This is a genomic window from Streptomyces sp. NPDC002851 (genome assembly GCF_053591935.1).
Map to the genome: position 1 here is coordinate 66,814 of NZ_JBSFUT010000002.1, position 18,840 is coordinate 85,653.

Sequence of the window (18,840 nt, forward strand, 5' to 3'; positions counted from 1 at the left end):
TATGGGTGACTTGCGGCATGCGGGGCCTCGAAGGTGGCAAGAAAACGAGCTGGTCTTTAGCAAGGTTAATGAGGTAGTCTAACGACTATGCCGGACCTCTCCCATGGCGACAACGCAGCCGCCGTGAACTCCCTGCGCTCCGCGATCATGCGGCTCAGTCGCCGACTGAAGCACCAGCGGGTCGACGAGTCGCTGAGCCCGACCGAGATGTCGGTGCTCGGCACCCTCGCCCGCTGCGGCTCCGCCACGCCGGGCGAGCTCGCCCGCAAGGAACACGTACAGCCGCCGTCCATGACCCGCATCGTGGCGCTGCTCGAAGCCAAGGGACTGGTCAGGCTCGAGCCGCACCCGGAGGACCGCCGCCAGAAGGTGGTCAGCCAGACCGAGACCGCCGAAACGATGCTGGAGCAGAGCCGCCGCAAGCGGAACGCCTGGCTGGCCGGTCTCGCCGAGGACCTGGACGACGACGAGTGGGCGAAGCTCCGCGCCGCCGCCCCGGTCCTGGAGAAGCTCGCGCACCTGTAAGCAGCCGTACGCGCTGAAGAAGCAGCCGTACGCGCTGAAAGCCGTAAGTACTTAAGGAGGCGAACTCTTTTGAGTACGGGATCCGGAGCAGACTCCGCCCCCGCACCAGCCACCCCCGATCCGAACGACCGCCCCGACCCCGGCACCGACGCCGAAACCGCCCGCAAGCAGGGCATGTTCAGCTCCCTGAAGATACGGAACTACCGGCTCTTCTGGACCGGACAGATCGTCTCCAACACCGGCACCTGGATGCAGCGCATCGCCCAGGACTGGCTGGTGCTCAGCCTGACCGGATCGTCCTCCGCCGTCGGCATCACCATCGCGCTGCAGTTCCTGCCCATGCTGCTCTTCGGGCTCTACGGCGGCGTCCTCGTCGACCGCCTGCCCAAGCGCAAGCTCCTCTTCGTCACGCAGTCCGCGATGGCCCTCACCGGCGCCGCCCTCGGTGTGCTCACGCTCGCCGGACAGGTGCAGGTCTGGCACGTCTATCTGACCGCGTTCCTGCTCGGCCTGGTCACCGTCGTCGACAACCCGGCGCGGCAGTCCTTCGTCGCCGAGATGGTCGGCCCGGACCGGCTCGCCAACGCCGTCAGCCTCAACTCGGCGAACTTCCAGTCCGCACGCCTCGTCGGCCCTGCGGTCGCCGGTGTCATGATCACGGCCGTCGGCAGCGGCTGGGCGTTCCTGCTCAACGGCCTCTCGTTCCTCGCGCCGCTGGCCGGCCTTGCCCTGATGCGCACCTCGGAGCTGCACCGCGTGGAGCGGGCGCCGCGCGGCAAGGGGCAGCTCAAGGAGGGGCTGCGGTATGTCGCCGGGCGGCCCGAGCTGATCTGGCCGATCGTCCTGGTCGGGTTCATCGGCACCTTCGGCTTCAACTTCCCGATCTGGCTGACCGCGTTCGTGGACGACGTCTTCGGCGGCGACGCGGGCACGTACGGCCTGCTCAACACCCTGATGGCGGCCGGTTCCCTGGCCGGTGCGCTGCTCGCCGCGCGGCGCGGCGCCTCGCGCCTGCGGCTGCTCGTCGGCGCCGCGCTCGCCTTCGGCCTCCTGGAGATCGTCGCCGCGGTCGCGCCCGCGTTCTGGCTCTTCGCGGCGCTGCTCGTGGTCATCGGCATGCTGGGCCTGACGGTGAACGTCACGGCGAACTCCAGCGTCCAGATGGCCACCGACCCGGTGATGCGGGGCCGCGTCATGGCCCTGTTCATGATGGTCTTCACCGGCGGTACGCCCCTGGGGGCACCGATTGTCGGCTGGGTCACGGACACGTACGGCGCCCGGATCGGGTTCGCCGTGGGCGGGGTGATCTCGGCCCTGGCCGCGATGGTGGTCGGGCTCGTCCTCGCCCGGGTCGGTGGCCTGCGCGTGAAGGTCGGCATGCACCACGGGCACCCGCGGGTCCGCTTCGTGCCGCGGGAGCGGCTGGCCACGGCGGCGTGACGACGGCATGACGACGGCATGACGACGGCATGAGGTAAAGGCGGGCCCCACTTAAGTAGGGCCCGCCTTTAAGTCCGGCCAGTAATGGGACCGGCCTTTGGGCCCGCCTTAAATAGAGGCATGAGACTCTTCGCCGCCGTGTTGCCGCCCGCGCCCGCCGTCGCCGAACTCGCCGTCATCACCGAGGAGTTGCGGCAGCTGCCCGGCGCGGAGCGGCTGCGCTGGACCGAACCGGAGAGCTGGCACTTCACGCTGGCCTTCATGGGCGAGGTCCCGGACGACGTCGTGCCCGCGCTGTGCGAGCGCCTTGCCCGGGCCGCCCACCGCACCGAGACCTTCGGGCTCGGGCTCGGCGGTGGCGGGCGCTTCGGGGACCGGGCGCTGTGGGTCGGCGCCGACGGGCACGCCGAGGAGCTGCGACGCCTTGCCGCGCGGTCGGTCGCGGCCGGGCGCAGGGCGGGGCTCAGGATGGCGGGGAACCACCGCTTCACGCCGCATCTGACGCTGGCGCGCAGCCGTAGGGGCGGGCTGAACCTTCGGCCGTACGTCGAGCAGCTCGAGGGGTTCGTCGGTACGCCGTGGACGGTCGATGTGCTCAGCCTGGTCCGCAGTCACCTGCCGGAGAGTGGGGTGCCGGGGGAGAAGCCGCGGTACGTGGAGGTCGAGCGGTGGCCGCTGCGCGCCGCCGAGTAGCTGCCGGTTAGTCTCGATACGTGAACCCGAAGACCCGTAACCAGATCATGGCCGGTGTGCTCGTGCTGATGTTCGTCGTGGTGGCTGTGGCCTCTGCGATGGGCTGAGGTTCGTTTTCTTTCCCCAGCCCCGCCCCTTCCCGTAACTGGGGGCGCTGCCCCCAGACCCCCGCTCCTCAAACGCCGGAGGGGCTGGAATGTCAGCCCCTCCGGCGTTGGCGTCACCAGGCGAACGCCTCCGGCGACGGCCCCGGACCCGGGAAGATCTCCTCCAGGCCGGTGAGCACCTCTTCGCTCAGCTCGGTCTCCACCGCGCGCAGCGCCGAGGCCAGCTGGTCGGGGGTGCGCGGGCCGACGATCGGGCCGGTGACGCCGGGTCGGGTGAGCAGCCAGGCCAGGGCCGCCTCGCCGGGCTCCAGGCCGTGCTTCTCGAGCAGGTCCTCGTACGCCTGGATCTGCTCGCGCGTCTGCGTCTGGGCGAGCGCCTCCGCCGCCCGGCCGGACGCCCGCCGGGTGCCCTCGGCCTGCTTCTTCAGGACGCCGCCGAGCAGCCCGCCCTGGAGCGGGGACCACGGGATGACGCCGAGGCCGTACTCCTCGGCGGCCGGGATGACCTCCATCTCGGCGCGGCGCTCGAAGAGGTTGTACAGACACTGCTCGCTGACCAGGCCGACCATGCCCTGCCGCGAGGCGACCTCGTTGGCCTGAGCGATCTTCCAGCCGGGGAAGTTCGAGGACCCCGCGTAGAGGATCTTCCCCTGCTTGATCAGCACATCGATGGCCTGCCAGATCTCCTCGACCGGGGTGTCCCGGTCGACGTGGTGGAACTGGTACAGGTCGATGTAGTCGGTCTGAAGCCGCTTGAGCGAGGCGTCCACGGCGCGACGGATGTTGAGCGCCGAGAGCTTGTCGTGGTTGGGCCAACTGGGGCCGTCCCCGGCCATGTTGGCGTACACCTTGGTGGCGAGTACGACCTTGTCGCGGCGGCCACTGCCACGCGCGAACCAGTTGCCGATGATTTCTTCCGTACGGCCTTTGTTCTCGCCCCAGCCGTAAGCATTGGCGGTGTCGAAGAAGTTGATCCCCGCGCCGAGCGCGGCGTCCATGATCGAGTGACTGTCGGACTCGTCGGTGAGCGGCCCGAAGTTCATGGTGCCGAGGACGATGCGGCTGACCTTGAGTCCGGTGCGTCCTAGCTGCGTGTACTTCATGGTTGTACAGCGAACTTGGTGGAGTGCGCTCTAGGCAAGTGTCACTTGCGGTCGCGTGGGAACTTGGTGGTGTCGAGGGTGAGGTCGAGGAGGGTGTGGGTCAGGTCGATCTGCTCGCCGAAGTCGTGCTTCGATACGGCGAAGTAGTCACCGTTCCTGGGGTCGGTGTAGACGTGGCATTGGCCCTCGTACGGATCGGCGATGAGGTAGACGGGGACACCTGCCTCCGCGTACGCGGCCTTCTTGGGACCGTAGTCGTTCATCCCCGTACCGCGTGAGATGACCTCGGCGATGAACTCGACGTCTTCGTAGCGCCAGCGGTCCTCGCTGTCCGGCTCTGCCCCGTCGCGGAACTTCGCCATGTCCGGGCAGAAGCCGTTCTGGTAGCCGGGGAAGTCGATGCGCACGTCCGTCATGATCAGTGCATCCCGGCTGAACCTGTCTTCCAGCGCGTGCAGGATCCCCCGAATGTTCTGCCAGTGCACATTTCGCTGCGGCACCACGTGGATGGCCCCCTCGACGACCTCTGCCTTGTAACCCTCGGGGACCATCCGCTCGATGAGCTCGAACAACTCGTCCAAGCGCTCGGCGCTGTCGTTGGCCATCTCGATCCTGTCTTCGAGAACAGTCACTGTGGCGCTCCTCCCCGGCCACAAGCCCATTGCCTGTGCCCGCGCAGTACAACGATAAGCACGGTGACAAGGTCACGGGCGAACCGAACGCCTATGCGGAGTATGCCCCTCCAAGCCCCCAAGCCTGATGCAGCGCGTCCGCGAAGGCCCCCGCCAGCTTGTGTTCCCCAGAGGCGTTGGGATGCGTCCCGTCGTACGTGTCGACGTTGAAGTCGTACGACGGTGGGACCGAGGCGAGCAGGAGCGGGGAGCGGTCCGTGTCGAGGTCGGCGACCGCCTTGGCCAGGAGTTCGTTGAAGCGGGTGGCCTGCTCGGCGAACGAATCGTCCGTCGCCACCCGGATGTTGGGCAGCACCGGAAGGACCGCCGCCGCGATCCGCGGGTTCGCCTCGCGGGCCTCCGCTACAAAAGTACGGACGTTCGCGGCCGTCTGCTCGGCGTCCGTATAGAAGCCGAGGTCGATCAGGCCGAGGGAGATCAGGAGCAGCGTCGGGCGGTGCTCGGTGACCGTCTCGCGGATCAGCGGGGCCATGTGCAGCCAGCCCTCGCCCCAGCCCGCCAGGTGGTGGCGCGGGAAGGCCGGGTCGACGCCGGGCGCGTACTCGTACGAGACGGGGGCTTCGGCCGCCTGGTCGTAGAGCGTCTCGCGCGGGCCGACGATGCGGAACGGGGCGTCGTACGAGGCGCGCAGGTGCTGCCACATGCGGTACCGCCAGGTGTGTTCGCCGGCGCTGCCTATGGTCATCGAGTCGCCGACGAAGAGGAGCCTGAGCATCCGCTCATCATCGTCGATCCCGGTAGGGCGCCGCGCTGCCGGGCATGTGAGGCTGCCCACGTACGGCGAACGGGCCGGAGGGCGGGCTGGCAGGCTGGGGTCATGCGTTCACTTGTGGGTACGGCAGCCGCCACTGGTGTGGGTACGGCAGCCGCGGCCGCCCTCGTGCTGCTCGGCGCCGCGGGCCCGGCGGCCGCGGCCGACGACAACGAGGGGTTCGCCATCAAGGATTCCCGTATCACCGAGTCCAGCGGCCTCGCCGCCAGCCGCGCGCACCCCGGCATCTACTGGACGCACAACGACAGCGACGACGGTTCCCGCGTCTACGCCGTCGACTCCCGCACCGGCCGCACCGTCGCCACCGTGACGCTCGCGGGCGTGGGCGCCGCGCGCGACGTCGAGGCGATCTCGGTGGGCCCGGACGGGAACGTGTACGTCGGTGACATCGGGGACAACCTCGGCGGCACCTGGGACCACGTGTGGATCTACCGCTTCCCCGAGCCGAAGCGGCTCAAGGACACCACGGTCAAGGCCACGCAGTACGTGGTGAAGTACGCGGACGGCGCCCGGGACGCCGAGGCGCTGATGGTGCACCCGAAGACCGGGCGGGTGTATATCGCGGACAAGAAGAGGGACGGGGGCGGAGGGCTCTACGAGGGCCCGCGCGAGCTGTCCACCTCCGGGACCAATGTCTTCCGTCGGATCGCCGACATCGACCTGTGGACCACCGACGGCGCGTTCTCGCCGGACGGCGACCGCCTGGTGCTGCGCAGCTACTTCGACGCCAAGTCCTATACGTGGAAGGGCGGTCGGGCCGCGTACGAGGGCCGGGTCGACGTGCCGTTCCAGCGTCAGGGCGAGTCGGTGGCGTACGCCCCGGACGGAAAGGACCTGATGTTCGGGTCGGAGGGGGAGGGGAGCGAGGTGGAGCCGTTGCGGGCGCCGGGGGTCACGGAGGACGGGGGTACGGGCTCAGGGCCGGGTGCTGACTCCGGCTCCGGCTCCGGCTCTGGTTCCGGTTCCGGTTCCGGCTCGGGTTCTGGGACGGCCACACGTGGCGCGGGCGACAACTCGGGCGGCAGCAGCGGGAGTTCCGACTTCACGACCGGGGCCATCGCCCTCGGCCTGGTCGTCGCCGCGTTCCTCGGCCTGAAGCGGATGCTGCGGCGCGATAAGTCCTAGGCGCGACAGGTCCCAGGCACGACAAGTCCTAGGAGGACGTGCGGCCCTCGACCAGGCGCCCGAGCCCGTCGAGCAGCCGCTGCAGACCGAACGCGAAGTGGTCGAATTCGCTGCCGAACGTCTCCTCCGAGAGCTGGGCGAGCAGCGGGAACTCGCCGGTCTCCATGGCCTTTTCGAGGAACGGGGTCTGGCCGCCCCAGAACTCCTCGTCGCTGAGCCCGGTGTCGCGGGCCGCCTCCACCGCGTCGATCTCCATCCGCGCCATGCCGGAGGCGAAGCTCTGCACCGCCAGGATGACCGACAGCATCTCGGGGTCGGTGAACCCCATCGTGCGCAGCGGCCCCAGGCACACCTCCAGGCTGCGCAGTGAGCCGGGGCCGAGCACCGAGCGTGCCTGGTTGACCCGGAGCAGCCAGGGGTGGCGGCGGTACAGCTCCCGGTGGGCGTGGGCCATGGCCTCGACGGCGGCCCGCCAGTCCAGATCGTCCGCGGTCTCCGTGGCGTCCTCGCCGTACACCCGGTCCAGCATCAGGTCGAGCAGCTCGGCCTTGCCCGGCACGTACCGGTAGAGGGACATGGTCCCGGTGCCGAGGTCGGTCGCGAGCCGCCGCATCGACACCGCCGCCAGGCCCTCAGCGTCGGCGATCCCGATCGCGGCCGTCACGATCCGGTCCAGGGTCAGGCCGGGCTTGGGGCCGCGGGTGGGGCGCTCGCCGGTGCCCCAGAGGAGCTCCAGGCTGCGCTTGATGTCGCCGCTGCCGCTGGTCGCGGTCGCGCCGTGCGCGGCAAGTCCCTTCGCCGGTCCGCCGGATGATTCGGCCGCCGGTCCCTTTGTGCTGCTCATGGTGGCCAGCGTAGTCGCTTCCACGTTAATTGGGTACGGCGTACGCGCAATCGGGTACGCTGTACTCAGTTAGCGTCAGTGTCCGAGTGCCAGGGGGAGAACCCGTGAACGACCAGACATCCACCTACGCCGTGCGGGCCGAGGGCCTGCGCAAGAGGTACGGCGAGAAGGACGCCCTCGACGGCTTCGACCTCGCCGTGCGCCGCGGCACGGTGCACGGCCTGCTCGGGCCGAACGGCGCGGGCAAGACCACCGCCGTACGCGTCCTGGCCACGCTGATCCGCCTCGACGGCGGGCGCGCCGAGGTCGCGGGCGTGGACGTGGCCGCGCGGCCGCGCGCGGTGCGCCGCCGGATCGGTCTCACCGGGCAGTACGCCGCCGTGGACGAACTGCTCACCGGGCGGCAGAACCTGGAGATGTTCGGCCGCCTCTTCCACCTGGGCGGCCGCCGGGCGCGGCTGCGCGCCGGGGAGCTGCTTGAGCGGTTCGACCTGGTGGACGCGGCGGACAAGGGCGTGGGCGGGTACAGCGGCGGCATGCGGCGCCGCCTCGACCTCGCCGCGTCGATGATCCTCGCGCCCGATGTGCTCTTCCTCGACGAGCCGACGACCGGGCTCGACCCGCGCGGCCGCGGTGAAGTCTGGGAGTCCGTGCGGGCGTTGGTGGCGGGCGGTACGACGGTGCTCCTGACCACCCAGTACCTCGACGAGGCCGACAAGCTGGCCTCCCGTATCACCGTCATCGACCAGGGCCGGGCCATCGCCGACGACACCCCGGACGGCCTGAAGTCCGCGGTGGGCGGCGACCGGATCGAGGTCGTCGCCGAGGTGGCCGATCTGTCCGCGGTGGTGAAGGCGGTGGCCCGTGTGTCGGCGCCCGGCACCGAGCCGGAGACGGAACCGGCCGACGGCCCGAGCGGTGAGCAGCGGGTGCACGCACCGGTCGCGGACCGCGTCGCCGCGCTGACGGACGTTGCCCGCACCCTCCAGGACCAGGGCGTCGCGGCCCAGGACATCGGCCTGCGCAGGCCCAGCCTGGACGACGTGTTCCTGAGCCTGACCGGCCACCGGTCCGGCTCCGCGCCCGCCGAGCCGGAGGTGACGGCCGCATGAGCACAGTCGATCTCGGGGTGGATGCCCGGCGTGGCGCGCTCTTCTGGGCGATCGTCGACAGCTGGAACGTGGTCCGCCGGAGCCTCACCCACTACCAGCGGCAACCCTCGTACGTCGCCTGGCAGCTGGGCTTCCCGATCATCTCCGTACTGCTGTACGGCTATGTCTTCGGCGGCGCGATGAAGCCGCCGGGCGGCGAGGGCGGCGGCAGCTACCGGGACTTCCTGATGCCGGGCATGTTCGTGATGACGATGACCTTCGGCTTCATGAACACCGCGACGACCGTGGTGACGGATGCGAGCAAGGGCGTCATCGACCGGTTCCGCTCCATGCCGATGGCACCGTCCGCGGTGGTCACCGGGCGCGGGGTCACCGATCTCGTCCTGGCCTGCGCGGAGTTGGCGATCCTGGCGGCCACGGCGTTCGCGATGGGCTGGCGCACGGGCGGCTCCTTCGGCGAGGCCGCCGCGGCCTTCGGGCTGCTTCTCCTGCTCCGCTTCAGCCTGATCTGGCTGGGCGTCTGGCTCGGGCTGCTCGTACCGAGCCCGGAGGCGGCCGGGGGCCTCTACGCGGTGGTCTTCCCGGTCACGATGATCTCCAGCATCTTCGTGCCGACGGCGTCGATGCCGGGGTGGCTGGGCACGGTCGCCGCCTGGAACCCGATCTCGGCGACCGGTACGGCGGCGCGGGAGCTGTTCGGCTTCCCCATGCCCGGCGGTGGCGGGGGCGGCGCGGCCTGGCCCGAACAGCACGCACTGCTGATGGCGGTGGTGTGGCCGCTCGTACTGACGGCGGTGTTCCTGCCGCTTGCGGTGCGGCGGTATCAGGGCCTGGGCCGCTGAGGCGTCCAGGCATCCCACCCGGTCAGGATGTGTGCGGCGCACATCCTGACCGGGTTTCCGCGCCCGATGGGGCCGACTCCCTGTCAATCGTTCATTTATCAACGACACTTACCGTAATGCCGTTCATACACGACCATGGTCGGGGGGCGGCATGGCGTTGCGTATTCACTTCACGGCCGAGGACTTGGCGCGTACGACAGTGGCCGCGCGGCCGGACGTCATGTGGGAGCTGACGCTCAGCCTCCACCGGCTCCAGCTGCCGAGGTCCGCCGCCCGCTGCAGACCCTGGCTCGGACACGTACGCGACCGGCTGCGCAGACGCGATCTGCGCGGCGTACTACGGCTGCTGACCACGCTCGTGCCGCCGCGCGGCGACTTTCCGGACTTTCTCACGCCGCCGGGGCAGCCGGACTTCGGCGGCGCCCTTGAGCTGATCAGCGGCGCCGGGCGGCTGCCGCTCGCGCGGGACCTCGAGATGGTGTTCCGGCGGCGTGAACGCCCCGCATGGGTAAGACAGTTGGCCGATGGCGACCGCGAGCGCCGACGGGAGCTCGTGCGGGCGCTCACCGTGTACCACCGCGAGCTGGTCCGCCCCTGTCTCGCCGAACTGGACGAGACGGTCTTCGCGGAGCGCGCGGTGTGCGGACGGCGCGTCCTGGACGGCGGGGTCGGGCGGCTGCTCGGCACGTTGTCGCCGACGGTCCGGTGGACGTGGCCCGTGCTCAGCACCGAGTATCCGGTCGACCGGGACCTGCGTCTCGACGGGCGCGGCATCACGCTCGTGCCGTCCTTCTTCTGCGCGACGCCGGTGACGCTCATCGACCCCGGGCTGCCGCCGGTGCTCGTCTATCCGGTCACGGAGGGTGCGCCCGGGGCGCGGGCGTCCGCTCCGTCCGGCGGCGCGGACGGCCTGGCCGCGGTGCTCGGCCGCACCCGCGCGCAGGCGGTCCGGGCCCTCGCCCAATCCTGCTCGGCCTGCTCGACCAGCGAACTCGCCCTGCGTATCGGGGTGTCCGTGGCGAGCGCCAGCAGGCATGCGGCGGCGCTGCGGGATGCGGGACTGGTCACCAGTAAGCGGCAGGGCGGTGAGGTGCTGCACATCGCGACCCGGCTGGGGGAGGAACTGGCCGGAGGCGGGCGGGAGTTGACGCCGTTGTCCTAGCTCCTGAGTCCTGGCTCCTGCGGCGGAGGCAAAGGGTCCGTTTGCATCCGGGTGCAATCCCCTGTCCGGGGCGGGGGTGCCCCCTCTCCAATGGCCATGGCCACACCAAGTGGCGTACCGCAACGGGGAGGGAAAGAAGTGAAGCGACGCATAGCCGTGGTGCTGGGAGGGATCCTGGCGGCGGGCGCGCTGAGCGTGCCGACGGCCGCGGCGGAGGACCCACCGGACAACCGGCCGGACTTCAAGGCGCCGTTCTCGTGCGGCCAGACGTGGGCGATGTTCACCTACGAAGGCCACGGCCCCGGGGACGGCAGCCAGGAACAGAAGCGCGTCGACATGCAGTGGACGGAGGGCGACACGGAAGGGGCCGATGTCGTCGCTTCCGCGGGCGGCAAGGTGTCGCACGTCGAGCCCGGCGGGGTGCACATCGACCACGGTGACGGCTGGTTCACCCAGTACCTCCACATGAGCGACCGCGTGAAGGAGGGCGCCACGGTCAAGACGGGCGACTGGATCGGCACGGCGAGCAACGTGGGCACCGGAGTCGCCCACCTCCACTACCAGCAGATGTACGACTTCGACGGCAACGGTTACCCCACCGAGGGGGAGCAGACCGGCGGGCCGGACGAGCTCGTGTACCCGGTCCTCCAGGGCAAGGAGTACCGGCTCACGCCGGGCAACGGGGAGAACCTCAAAAGCACCAACTGCGACGGCGATGGCGGCGAGCCCGACCCCGAGCCCGAACCGGAGGCCACCACCCTCGCCTACACCGGCGACGAGAGCATCTCCAACGGCTCGGACGCCGAGCTCTCCGCCGTCCTGAAGACGGAGGAGTCGGACGAGCCCGTCGAGGACCGCGAGGTCGCCTTCGAGCTCGGCGACGGTGACTCCGCTCAGACCTGCGAGGGCGAGACGGACGACAAGGGCAAGGCGAGCTGCACGGTCGAGGTCGCGGACCAGAGCCTGACGGACGACGGCACGGTGCCGCTCACCGCCACCTTCGCGGGCGACGAGGCGTACCTGGAGTCCAAGGACACCGCGGACCTCAAGCTCCAGCACGTGCAGGGCCGCGCCTACGGCATCGCCGCAGAGGTCCCGCTCCCGCTGCTCCCGCTGCGCATCGACCCGAACCCGGACACCGGCACCGTCCGCACGGCGGAGGCGGAGACCAAGGGGCCCGAGTGCGCCGAGAGCGTCAACGCGGTCGTCCTGAACGCCGACGCGCTCTGCGCCGAGGTCGCCACCAAGGTCGGCCCGAGCAGCGCCGCGTCGACCGCCACCGTGGCCGACGCGAACATCGGCCTGCCCGGCCTCCCGGTCATCGGCATCTCCGGTCTGACGTCCACATCGACGAGCAGCTGCACGGCGTCGGCGGGCAGCGTCAGCCTGGAGCTGACGGTCGGCGGCACCCCCATCGAGATCCCGGACACCCCCGGCTACGAGGTCGACCTCGGCCTCGCGGGCAAGCTCGTGGTCAACGAGCAGATCCCGGTGGAGGGCGCCGACCAGGGCCTTACGGTCAACGCCGTGCACCTGACGACGCCCGCGGGTGCGGATGTGGTGATCGGCTCCAGCACGTCGAGCGCGCACGACTGCGCGTAGCGCGTTTAGCGTGTGGCACGACTGCACGTGGCACGTAGCGCCTGGCACGACTGCGCGTGGCACCTAGCCGTACGCAGGCAGAGCTTCGCCCCGCCGAGCAGCGACTCGGCGGGGCGAAACGCGTCACTCGGACGCCGCGGTCCGTACGGCTCTGTACGGGTCCTTACGGAGCCGTACGGTCAGAGCTTCTCGATGACGTAGTCGACGCACTTGGTGAGTGCCTCGACGTCGGCCGGGTCGATGGCCGGGAACATGGCGATGCGCAGCTGGTTGCGGCCGAGCTTGCGGTACGGCTCGGTGTCCACGATCCCGTTGGCGCGCAGGGTCTTGGCGACGGCGGCGGCGTCGACGCTGTCGTCGAAGTCGATGGTGCCGATGACCTGCGAGCGCTGTGCCGGGTGGGTCACGAACGGGGTGGCGTACTTGGCGTCCTCGGCCCAGCCGTAGAGGGTCCGGGAAGAGGTGGCGGTGCGGCGCACGGACCAGTCCAGACCTCCCTGCCCGTTGATCCAGTCGAGCTGCTCGGCGAGCAGGAAGAGGGTGGCGAGGGCGGGGGTGTTGTACGTCTGGTTCTTGCGCGAGTTGTCGATCGCGGTGGGCAGCGAGAAGAACTCGGGCACGTGCCGCCCGGAGGCGTGGATGCGCTGGGCGCGCTCGATGGCGGCGGGGGAGAAGACGCCGATCCACAGGCCGCCGTCGGAGGCGAAGGACTTCTGCGGGGCGAAGTAGTAGACGTCGGTCTCGGTGATGTCGACGGGCAGACCGCCCGCACCGGAGGTGGCGTCCACGAGCACGAGCGATCCCTCGTCGGCACCGGGGACCCGCTTGATGGGGGCGGCGACACCGGTGGAGGTCTCGTTGTGCGTGTACGCGTATACGTCGACGCCTGCCTCGGCCTGCGGGTCCGGGTGCGTTCCGGGCTCGCTCTGGATCACGGTGGGCTCGGCGAGCCAGGGCGCGAGCTTGGCGGCCTTGGCGAACTTGGAGGAGAACTCACCGAACGACAGGTGCTGGGACTTGTTCTCGATGAGCCCGTGGGTCGCAATGTCCCAGAAGGCGGTGGAGCCACCGTTGCCGAGGATGACTTCATACCCCTCGGGCAGCTGGAAGAGGCTCTGCACACCCTCGCGCACGCGCCCGACCAGGTTCTTGACCGGGGCCTGGCGGTGGGAGGTGCCGAGCAGGGAGGTACCGGTGGCGGCCAGAGCGTCGAGCGCTTCCGTACGCACCTTGGAGGGGCCCGCGCCGAACCGGCCGTCGGCGGGCTTGATGTCAGCGGGAATCTGGATCTCAGCCACCCCGCGAGCCTATCGGCTCGGGCCGCCGGGGGTGCTCGGGGTCCATGGTGCGAGACGGGGTGTCCGTGTGGCGCAGGGGTACGCAGAGATCAGGCCCTGTAGCCCTCCGTGCACCCCTCCGTATAACCCTCCGCCTTGAAGACACCGGAAGACGACCAGGGAACGGCGCACGGCCCTATGTGCTCGGGGTCGGGGCAGAGCAGGCGGAGGAGCGCGTCAAGCACCTCGCGCGCCTCCCGCTCGGAGACCGCGAGCCCTCCGGCACGCACCTCGTACACATCACGTCCCGCGGCATCCCGGCCGGGGTGCTCGACCCGCCATTGCTCGGGCAGCTCCTCGTACAGCTCGGCCACGGTGAACGGTTCCGCACCAGCGTCGTCGGCCGGGTCACCCGACCCCTCCGACCCCTCCGGCTCGGCCGGTTCCTGGCTCCCCACGCTGTCCAGGGTCCAGGCGGGGACCCGCTCGGCGAGTAGCTCCCCGGCCCGGGCCAGCAGAGAGTCGAGCTGCTCGCGGGTGGCGTAGACGCCTATGCGCAGCTCCCACACGTCAGGCGCGTCGGTCATCGCGGCTCCTGCTCGGTCTTGTCCTTGCAGTGAACTATCCCTCGTGTCAGGGCAGGTGAGGAACAGGAAGCGGCAGAACTCGGGGATAGATCAGGGATGCCCGTAGGAGGTAAGGCCTCCGTGCGGCAGGACCGCCCAGGTGCGGGTGGCGGGCCCGGGTTCGCGGGCCGGGCCGAAGCCCCAGTCGCCCTCGCAGGCCTTCGCTACGCAAGCCAGGACGCGGAGGGTTGCGCGGCGACGGGTTTCGCAGGCGGCGGCGAGGTGGTGGTTGGTGTGCCTGGGATGGTCGTCGTAGACGATCACGCGTAGGGCGTCGTCACGGTAGCGGAGGGACAGGTAGATCTCGGGCGTTGCCGTGAACTGGCCTGCGTAGGCGACCAGTTCGCCAACCGCTTGCAGCGCGGCGGGTTGAGCGGCTTGCAGGCTGTGGGCCGTCAGGAGCGTACGGGTGGCGGCGCGGGCGATGGCCGGGCTGGTCGGGGCGGTGGGGAGGGTGAGGCTGTAGGCGAGGGTCGCGGGACTCGGGGGCTGTGTCGTGTCGTACGCGGGTGCTGCGGGGCAGGCGGTGACGGTGGGGCCTTCGGCGGTGACGAGCGAGAGGACGGTCATGGGGCAACTCCCTTGTGTGGGGGTGAGGTTGTGACGGTGGCTCTGTCCCTGGGCAGGCCGAGGGGTGCGCTTCCGTCACGGTGTCTGTGACTGGTGCGTCACTCACTGTAGGGGGATTGGTGGTCCATGTGCTACCTGCTTCGCGTAATTAGGGGCACCGATAGACTTCCCGTGAACGTCGAGGAGGGGAACGCATGCCACCGAGGACCGCCCCAACTCAGCGCCAGAAACGGCTTGGTGCTGAGGTGCGGAAGATCCGGACGGCCGCAGGCATGTCCATCGAGACGGCCGCCGGGTTGCTCGGCATCGACCGCAGCAACATCTCCAGCATCGAGTCGGGCATCCGTGCCATCAGCCCCGAGCGCGTACGCACGCTGGCCTGCAACTGTGAGTGCTCAGACCAGGAATACGTCGATGCGCTTGCGCAGATGGCTGGTCGGAAGACACGGGGATGGTGGGAGCGCTACCGGGGCAGTCTGCCCGCAGGGCACCTCGACATCGCCGAGGCGGAGTGGCACGCCAAGCGGCTGCGCGGCGCCAACTTCGTGCACCTGCCGGGCATTCTCCAGACCAGCGATCACGCACTCGCTGTGTTCCGGACGAATGTTCCGCCGATGTCCGATCACGAGGTGGCCTTGAGGGTGGCCCACCGTGTGGAGCGGGCGCAGATTCTGGGTGGCGGCGATCCGATGCCGTATGTCGCTCTCATCCACGAGGCCGCACTGCGGATGCGCTTCGGGGGTCGCAAGGTCGCTCGTGCTCAGTTGGAGCACCTGCTCGGTGTCTCCGAGCGGGGGAACGTGACGCTTCGAGTCGTTCCATTTGAGGCCGGAGCGTTTCCAGGGGCGGGCGCGACCGTGTTCTGCGCCGAAGGGCCGGTTCCGGCTCTGGACACCGTCCAGGTCGATAGCGCCCTCGGCCCGGAATTTCTCCACCAGGAGTCACAGCTCTCCAAGTACAGGGGCCAACTTGACTGGTTGGAACGCCTGGCGCTGTCGCCTGAGGACACACGCGACTTCATCCGAACCGTTGCCGACGACTTGTGAGGGGTACCCGATGACTGAGATCAACTGGGAAGAGCCGTTCTGCGCGGAGTCCTCCGCTTGCTTCCGCCTGGGTACGGACAGCGAAGGCAACGCCTACATCGCCGTATACGGAGCCGAGGACATGTATCTCACGGACAGTCGCGATGCTCTGCGGCAGTTGATCCTCGACGTAAAGGCCGGGAAGGCCGATCACCTTCTGTAGGAGGCGCCGTGATGGCCGACATCAACTGGGAAGACTCGTTCTGCACGGAGGGCTCCAGCTGCTTCCGCCTGGGCACCGACGCCGAAGGCAATGCGTACGTCGCGGTCTCCGGGGCTGAGGATACGTATCTCACCGATAGCCACGACGCCCTGCGCCAGATGATCCGCGACATCAAGGCAGGCAAGGCGGACCACCTGCTGTAGCAGGCGTAAAAGCGATCCGGGCGTGGGCCGGGCAGGGGCCTTTCGTCATGCCCTGTCAGCGAGGGCCCGAGCCGCGTCCAGCACCATGTGCCAGGGGTACGCGTTCGGTCGTCCCTGGCCGGGCTGGTTCGGCACAAATCCGCCTTCCCCGTAGAGCACCGTCACGCCCATCTCGCGGAGCTCTGCAACGCTCCGGTCGAGGGCCCGGTGTTGCGCGTAGGCGGCGTTTACGCAGGGCATGGTCACGGTCGGGATCCGCTTGCCTATGCCCTCGGCCACCACCCCGACGACGAACTTGTCCGTGAGGCCGAGCGCCCACTGGTTGATGCTGTTGAACGTCGCAGGTGCGAATGCGACGACGTCTGCCTTCGGCCACACGTCCGGCTCTCCGGGCAACTTGTACTCGGAGCGAACCGGGTGGCCGGTCAGGGCGGCCAGGTCGTCAAAGCGCGGCGCGAGCCACCGGGCCGCGGTCGGCGTCAGGCCCAGGCACACGTCCCAGCCGCGGGCCTGCGCATCTTCAACCACCCTCGCCACGTCGAACACCGGCGGCGCAGCCGAACAGAACAAGTGCAGCGTCCTGGTCCTCGTCACTTGGCCTATCCGATCACATACGGGGCGATCGAGGTCCAGCGCTCAACGCGCGGGTACCGTTCCAGATGACGAGTCAGGAAGGGAGGCCGGTATGCCCTTTCCCACGACGAGCACACTGGCGCTCGGATCCGACGGCAGTGGAAACTCGCGCACCTGACCCAGCGACAGCTGACCCAGCGGCTGCCCTCAGGGGTATGGGCGCTGGCTGATTCAAGTTCCCGACGGGCATGTGTTCTTGACTGCTCACTGCGGCCGAGGAATCGTCATGCAAGGTGCTGCAAGCGGCGAGATGCCGGAGGTGGGCATGACGTTACGGTTCGTCGGGATTGATCCGGACACAGGGAGGCAGGGCTCCCCCACGGTGTGGGTCGACGAGGAGCGTGCAGAGTTGGTCTTCCAGGGCTGGAAACCCAGCGCTGGACTGGAAGCAGAGTGCGCGGCGACCGAAGTCCCAGGGCATGCGGTCGGGATTCCGGAGAATGAGGCCGTTGTGCGGGTCCCGGCCCGCATGGTGGCGATGATCAGGGAGGCGTGCGATGTCGCAGAGCGACGAGCCCGGCTTTGAAGAACTGCTCGCTGCTGCCCAGCGGTCCGCCTGTCACCTGGAGATGCGCGACGTCTACGGCGTCGGTGATGAATCCGAGGATTTTGAGCACTGGCGCCGTACCGGGGAGCGCGACACCGACCCCACCTCGGAGTACTGGACACCGTGGGTCGACTTGATCGGCCGCACGGTTGGCCGGGGTGTCACGGTCCGAAGGGCGCGCATCGTCTCCGAGCCGGTGAGTGAGTACATCAGGTACGAGCACGCCGGGGCCTCGGTCAACGTGCACGCAGGGGAAGACGTGCGATGGCTGCCCCGGCGGCATGCCTCGGCCATCGCACTGCCCGGCAACGACTTCTGGCTCTTCGACCGCAGCGCCGTCCTGTTCAACCACTTCTCTGGCGACGGCAATTGGTCCGAGCCGAAGTGGGAGGTACGCACCGAGCCGACTGTTGTCCAGCTCGCCGCGAGAGCCTTCGAAGCGGTGTGGGAGCGTGGGATACCGCACGAGAAGTACACCGTCTGATCCGAACGACCGAAGAGCCAGCCGCCTATGACCGCTTCGCCCTCGTCCGCTGCCCAGGCTGCCCGTGAACGCCTCGCGAAACAGCTTCGGGAGATCCGCCTGGACGCAGGGTTGACTGGTGAAGAGCTGGCTCTTCGGTGTGGTTGGAGTCCCTCGAAGCGGTCCCGGATCGAGAACGCCAAGACGCCGCCTTCAGACGCCGATGTACGGGCCTGGTGCGCGGCCTGCGGCGTCGAGAGCCAAGTTCCGGATCTGATCGCGGCCAATCGCCAGGCCGACCAGATGTATGTGCACTGGAAGAAGCTGCACCGTCACGGCATGCGCCGCGCCCAGGACGAAGTGCTGCCGCTGTACGCACGGACGCGCCACTTCCGGATCTACTGCTCCAACGTCGTCCCCGGCATCCTCCAGACCGAGGCGTACGCAACCGCCCTGCTCTCGACCATCGCCCGCTTCCAGGGCACCCCGGACGACGCTCCTGAGGCCGCCGCGTCCCGCATAGAGCGGTCCAATACGCTGCACGAGGGTGGCCACACCTTCGCGTTCCTGCTGGAAGAGACGGTTCTGCGGTACCGCATAGGCGACGCTGAGACCATGGCCGGACAGCTCGGCTACCTCCTGGCGGTCATGGCCCTGCCGAACGTCAGCCTCGGCATCATCCCGTTCACCGCACCCCGCCACATCTGGCCGCTCGAAGCCTTCTACCTCTTCGACGACCACCAGGTCAGTACGGAACTGCTGACCGCCGAGGTGAACGTCACCGCTCCCAGCGAGACGAGCGTCTACGCCCACGCATTCGCGGGCCTCTCCGAGATCGCTGTCCATGGAGCCCCGGCGCGGGACTTGATCACGAATGCCGTGGCCGCCCTCGGGTGATTCGCGTGCAATTCGATGCAAGAACATGGAGATTCAACCAGCCACGCTCCTAGCGTCGTTGGCATGGCGAGCAGCATCAGGGTCTACACGATCCGAACCGAAGAGACCTGCACCAGCGTGCGGACGCTGTACACCGGCCAGTTCTGCTACCGGTGCGACCGGACGACGGACGAGCCGGTCGTCGTCAACGTGATCCATGCGGCCAGTGGCCCCGGGCACACCGTCTACGCCTGCCCCAAGCACGCGCCGCGCGCGGCCGCCGTCGTACCCCCGGCCGCAAGGCTCGACGTCGCTGTGCGGAACGGGCCCCACGGTCGTAGGTCCTGAAGCCCCGCACCGGCCGCCATTCCCTGGCAG

General features: G+C 69.3%; 23 protein-coding genes. 15 read left to right on the forward strand and 8 right to left on the reverse strand.

All coding sequences use genetic code 11. The features are described from left to right. Window positions 1–87 precede the first annotated feature (87 nt). From ACWD10_RS02150 to thpR, 3 genes are all read left to right on the forward strand, one after another. The gene (locus ACWD10_RS02150) at window positions 88–525 is read left to right on the forward strand and encodes a MarR family winged helix-turn-helix transcriptional regulator (protein WP_451086015.1); all 438 of its coding nucleotides are present in this window, start codon (window positions 88–90) and stop codon (window positions 523–525) included. Between the two features lie 69 nt (window positions 526–594). Continuing rightward, window positions 595–1,965: an MFS transporter gene (locus tag ACWD10_RS02155; protein WP_451086016.1), complete on the forward strand. Its 1,371-nt coding sequence runs from the start codon at window positions 595–597 to the stop codon at window positions 1,963–1,965. A 120-nt stretch (window positions 1,966–2,085) separates the two neighbouring features. After that, window positions 2,086–2,658 (forward strand): RNA 2',3'-cyclic phosphodiesterase, encoded by a 573-nt coding sequence (thpR, locus tag ACWD10_RS02160; RefSeq protein WP_451086018.1) that lies wholly within the window; start codon window positions 2,086–2,088, stop codon window positions 2,656–2,658. A 220-nt stretch (window positions 2,659–2,878) separates the two neighbouring features. On the opposite strand, the gene ACWD10_RS02165 is transcribed toward thpR, so the two are convergent. From ACWD10_RS02165 to ACWD10_RS02175, 3 genes are all read right to left on the reverse strand, one after another. Further along, window positions 2,879–3,868, reverse strand: a complete 990-nt coding sequence (locus ACWD10_RS02165; protein ID WP_451086020.1) for an aldo/keto reductase — start codon at window positions 3,866–3,868, stop codon at window positions 2,879–2,881. A gap of 41 nt (window positions 3,869–3,909) precedes the next feature. Next, window positions 3,910–4,500 (reverse strand): Uma2 family endonuclease, encoded by a 591-nt coding sequence (locus tag ACWD10_RS02170; protein WP_451086022.1) that lies wholly within the window; start codon window positions 4,498–4,500, stop codon window positions 3,910–3,912. 91 nt (window positions 4,501–4,591) lie between these two features. Further along, window positions 4,592–5,275 carry a GDSL-type esterase/lipase family protein gene (locus tag ACWD10_RS02175; protein WP_451086024.1) on the reverse strand — a complete coding sequence of 228 codons (684 nt, stop codon included), beginning with the start codon at window positions 5,273–5,275 and terminating at the stop codon, window positions 4,592–4,594. Between the two features lie 102 nt (window positions 5,276–5,377). Here ACWD10_RS02175 and ACWD10_RS02180 point away from each other — a divergent pair, with 102 nt between their 5' ends. Then, window positions 5,378–6,457 (forward strand): hypothetical protein, encoded by a 1,080-nt coding sequence (locus tag ACWD10_RS02180; RefSeq protein WP_451086026.1) that lies wholly within the window; start codon window positions 5,378–5,380, stop codon window positions 6,455–6,457. A 28-nt stretch (window positions 6,458–6,485) separates the two neighbouring features. Here ACWD10_RS02180 and ACWD10_RS02185 read toward each other — a convergent pair whose 3' ends face one another. Further along, window positions 6,486–7,301 carry a TetR/AcrR family transcriptional regulator gene (locus ACWD10_RS02185; RefSeq protein ID WP_451086028.1) on the reverse strand — a complete coding sequence of 272 codons (816 nt, stop codon included), beginning with the start codon at window positions 7,299–7,301 and terminating at the stop codon, window positions 6,486–6,488. 104 nt (window positions 7,302–7,405) lie between these two features. Here ACWD10_RS02185 and ACWD10_RS02190 point away from each other — a divergent pair, with 104 nt between their 5' ends. From ACWD10_RS02190 to ACWD10_RS02205, 4 genes are all read left to right on the forward strand, one after another. Continuing rightward, window positions 7,406–8,413, forward strand: a complete 1,008-nt coding sequence (locus ACWD10_RS02190; protein WP_451086030.1) for an ATP-binding cassette domain-containing protein — start codon at window positions 7,406–7,408, stop codon at window positions 8,411–8,413. Beyond that, a complete protein-coding gene (locus ACWD10_RS02195; RefSeq protein ID WP_451086032.1) occupies window positions 8,410–9,255 on the forward strand; it encodes an ABC transporter permease in 846 nt (281 codons plus the stop codon). The genes ACWD10_RS02190 and ACWD10_RS02195 overlap by 4 nt, the downstream gene beginning before the upstream one ends. 151 nt (window positions 9,256–9,406) lie before the next feature. Further along, on the forward strand, window positions 9,407–10,417 hold the full coding sequence (locus ACWD10_RS02200; RefSeq protein ID WP_451086034.1) for an ArsR/SmtB family transcription factor: 1,011 nt from the start codon (window positions 9,407–9,409) through the stop codon (window positions 10,415–10,417). Window positions 10,418–10,555: 138 nt separating this feature from the next. Continuing rightward, window positions 10,556–12,019, forward strand: coding sequence for a choice-of-anchor P family protein (locus ACWD10_RS02205; protein ID WP_451086036.1), 1,464 nt, complete (start codon window positions 10,556–10,558; stop codon window positions 12,017–12,019). A 179-nt stretch (window positions 12,020–12,198) separates the two neighbouring features. Here ACWD10_RS02205 and serC read toward each other — a convergent pair whose 3' ends face one another. From serC to ACWD10_RS02220, 3 genes are all read right to left on the reverse strand, one after another. After that, complete coding sequence (serC, locus tag ACWD10_RS02210; protein ID WP_451086038.1) at window positions 12,199–13,317, reverse strand: phosphoserine transaminase; 1,119 nt, start codon at window positions 13,315–13,317, stop codon at window positions 12,199–12,201. Window positions 13,318–13,406: 89 nt separating this feature from the next. After that, window positions 13,407–13,883: a hypothetical protein gene (locus ACWD10_RS02215; protein WP_451086040.1), complete on the reverse strand. Its 477-nt coding sequence runs from the start codon at window positions 13,881–13,883 to the stop codon at window positions 13,407–13,409. Window positions 13,884–13,973: 90 nt separating this feature from the next. Beyond that, entirely contained in the window at window positions 13,974–14,492 is a 519-nt protein-coding gene (locus ACWD10_RS02220; RefSeq protein WP_451086042.1) for an ATP-binding protein, read from the reverse strand. Window positions 14,493–14,686: 194 nt separating this feature from the next. Between ACWD10_RS02220 and ACWD10_RS02225 the strand changes: the two genes are divergently transcribed. From ACWD10_RS02225 to ACWD10_RS02235, 3 genes are read left to right on the forward strand one after another with little or no spacing between them, the layout of a single operon-like run. Then, window positions 14,687–15,538: a helix-turn-helix domain-containing protein gene (locus ACWD10_RS02225; RefSeq protein ID WP_451086044.1), complete on the forward strand. Its 852-nt coding sequence runs from the start codon at window positions 14,687–14,689 to the stop codon at window positions 15,536–15,538. 10 nt (window positions 15,539–15,548) lie between these two features. Continuing rightward, window positions 15,549–15,740 carry a hypothetical protein gene (locus ACWD10_RS02230; protein ID WP_451086046.1) on the forward strand — a complete coding sequence of 64 codons (192 nt, stop codon included), beginning with the start codon at window positions 15,549–15,551 and terminating at the stop codon, window positions 15,738–15,740. An 11-nt stretch (window positions 15,741–15,751) separates the two neighbouring features. After that, window positions 15,752–15,943: a hypothetical protein gene (locus tag ACWD10_RS02235; RefSeq protein WP_451086048.1), complete on the forward strand. Its 192-nt coding sequence runs from the start codon at window positions 15,752–15,754 to the stop codon at window positions 15,941–15,943. A 45-nt stretch (window positions 15,944–15,988) separates the two neighbouring features. On the opposite strand, the gene ACWD10_RS02240 is transcribed toward ACWD10_RS02235, so the two are convergent. Beyond that, a complete protein-coding gene (locus ACWD10_RS02240) occupies window positions 15,989–16,537 on the reverse strand; it encodes a flavoprotein (RefSeq protein WP_451086050.1) in 549 nt (182 codons plus the stop codon). A 304-nt stretch (window positions 16,538–16,841) separates the two neighbouring features. Between ACWD10_RS02240 and ACWD10_RS02245 the strand changes: the two genes are divergently transcribed. The 4 genes from ACWD10_RS02245 (at window position 16,842) to ACWD10_RS02260 (ending at window position 18,810) form a co-directional block, all read left to right on the forward strand. Then, window positions 16,842–17,102, forward strand: a complete 261-nt coding sequence (locus ACWD10_RS02245; RefSeq protein WP_451086519.1) for a hypothetical protein — start codon at window positions 16,842–16,844, stop codon at window positions 17,100–17,102. After that, on the forward strand, window positions 17,074–17,607 hold the full coding sequence (locus tag ACWD10_RS02250) for a DUF6879 family protein (RefSeq protein ID WP_451086052.1): 534 nt from the start codon (window positions 17,074–17,076) through the stop codon (window positions 17,605–17,607). Before ACWD10_RS02245 ends, ACWD10_RS02250 begins: the two co-directional genes overlap by 29 nt. A gap of 27 nt (window positions 17,608–17,634) precedes the next feature. Then, a complete protein-coding gene (locus tag ACWD10_RS02255) occupies window positions 17,635–18,483 on the forward strand; it encodes a helix-turn-helix domain-containing protein (protein WP_451086054.1) in 849 nt (282 codons plus the stop codon). A 63-nt stretch (window positions 18,484–18,546) separates the two neighbouring features. Then, window positions 18,547–18,810: a hypothetical protein gene (locus ACWD10_RS02260; protein WP_451086056.1), complete on the forward strand. Its 264-nt coding sequence runs from the start codon at window positions 18,547–18,549 to the stop codon at window positions 18,808–18,810. Window positions 18,811–18,840: the final 30 nt, after the last annotated feature.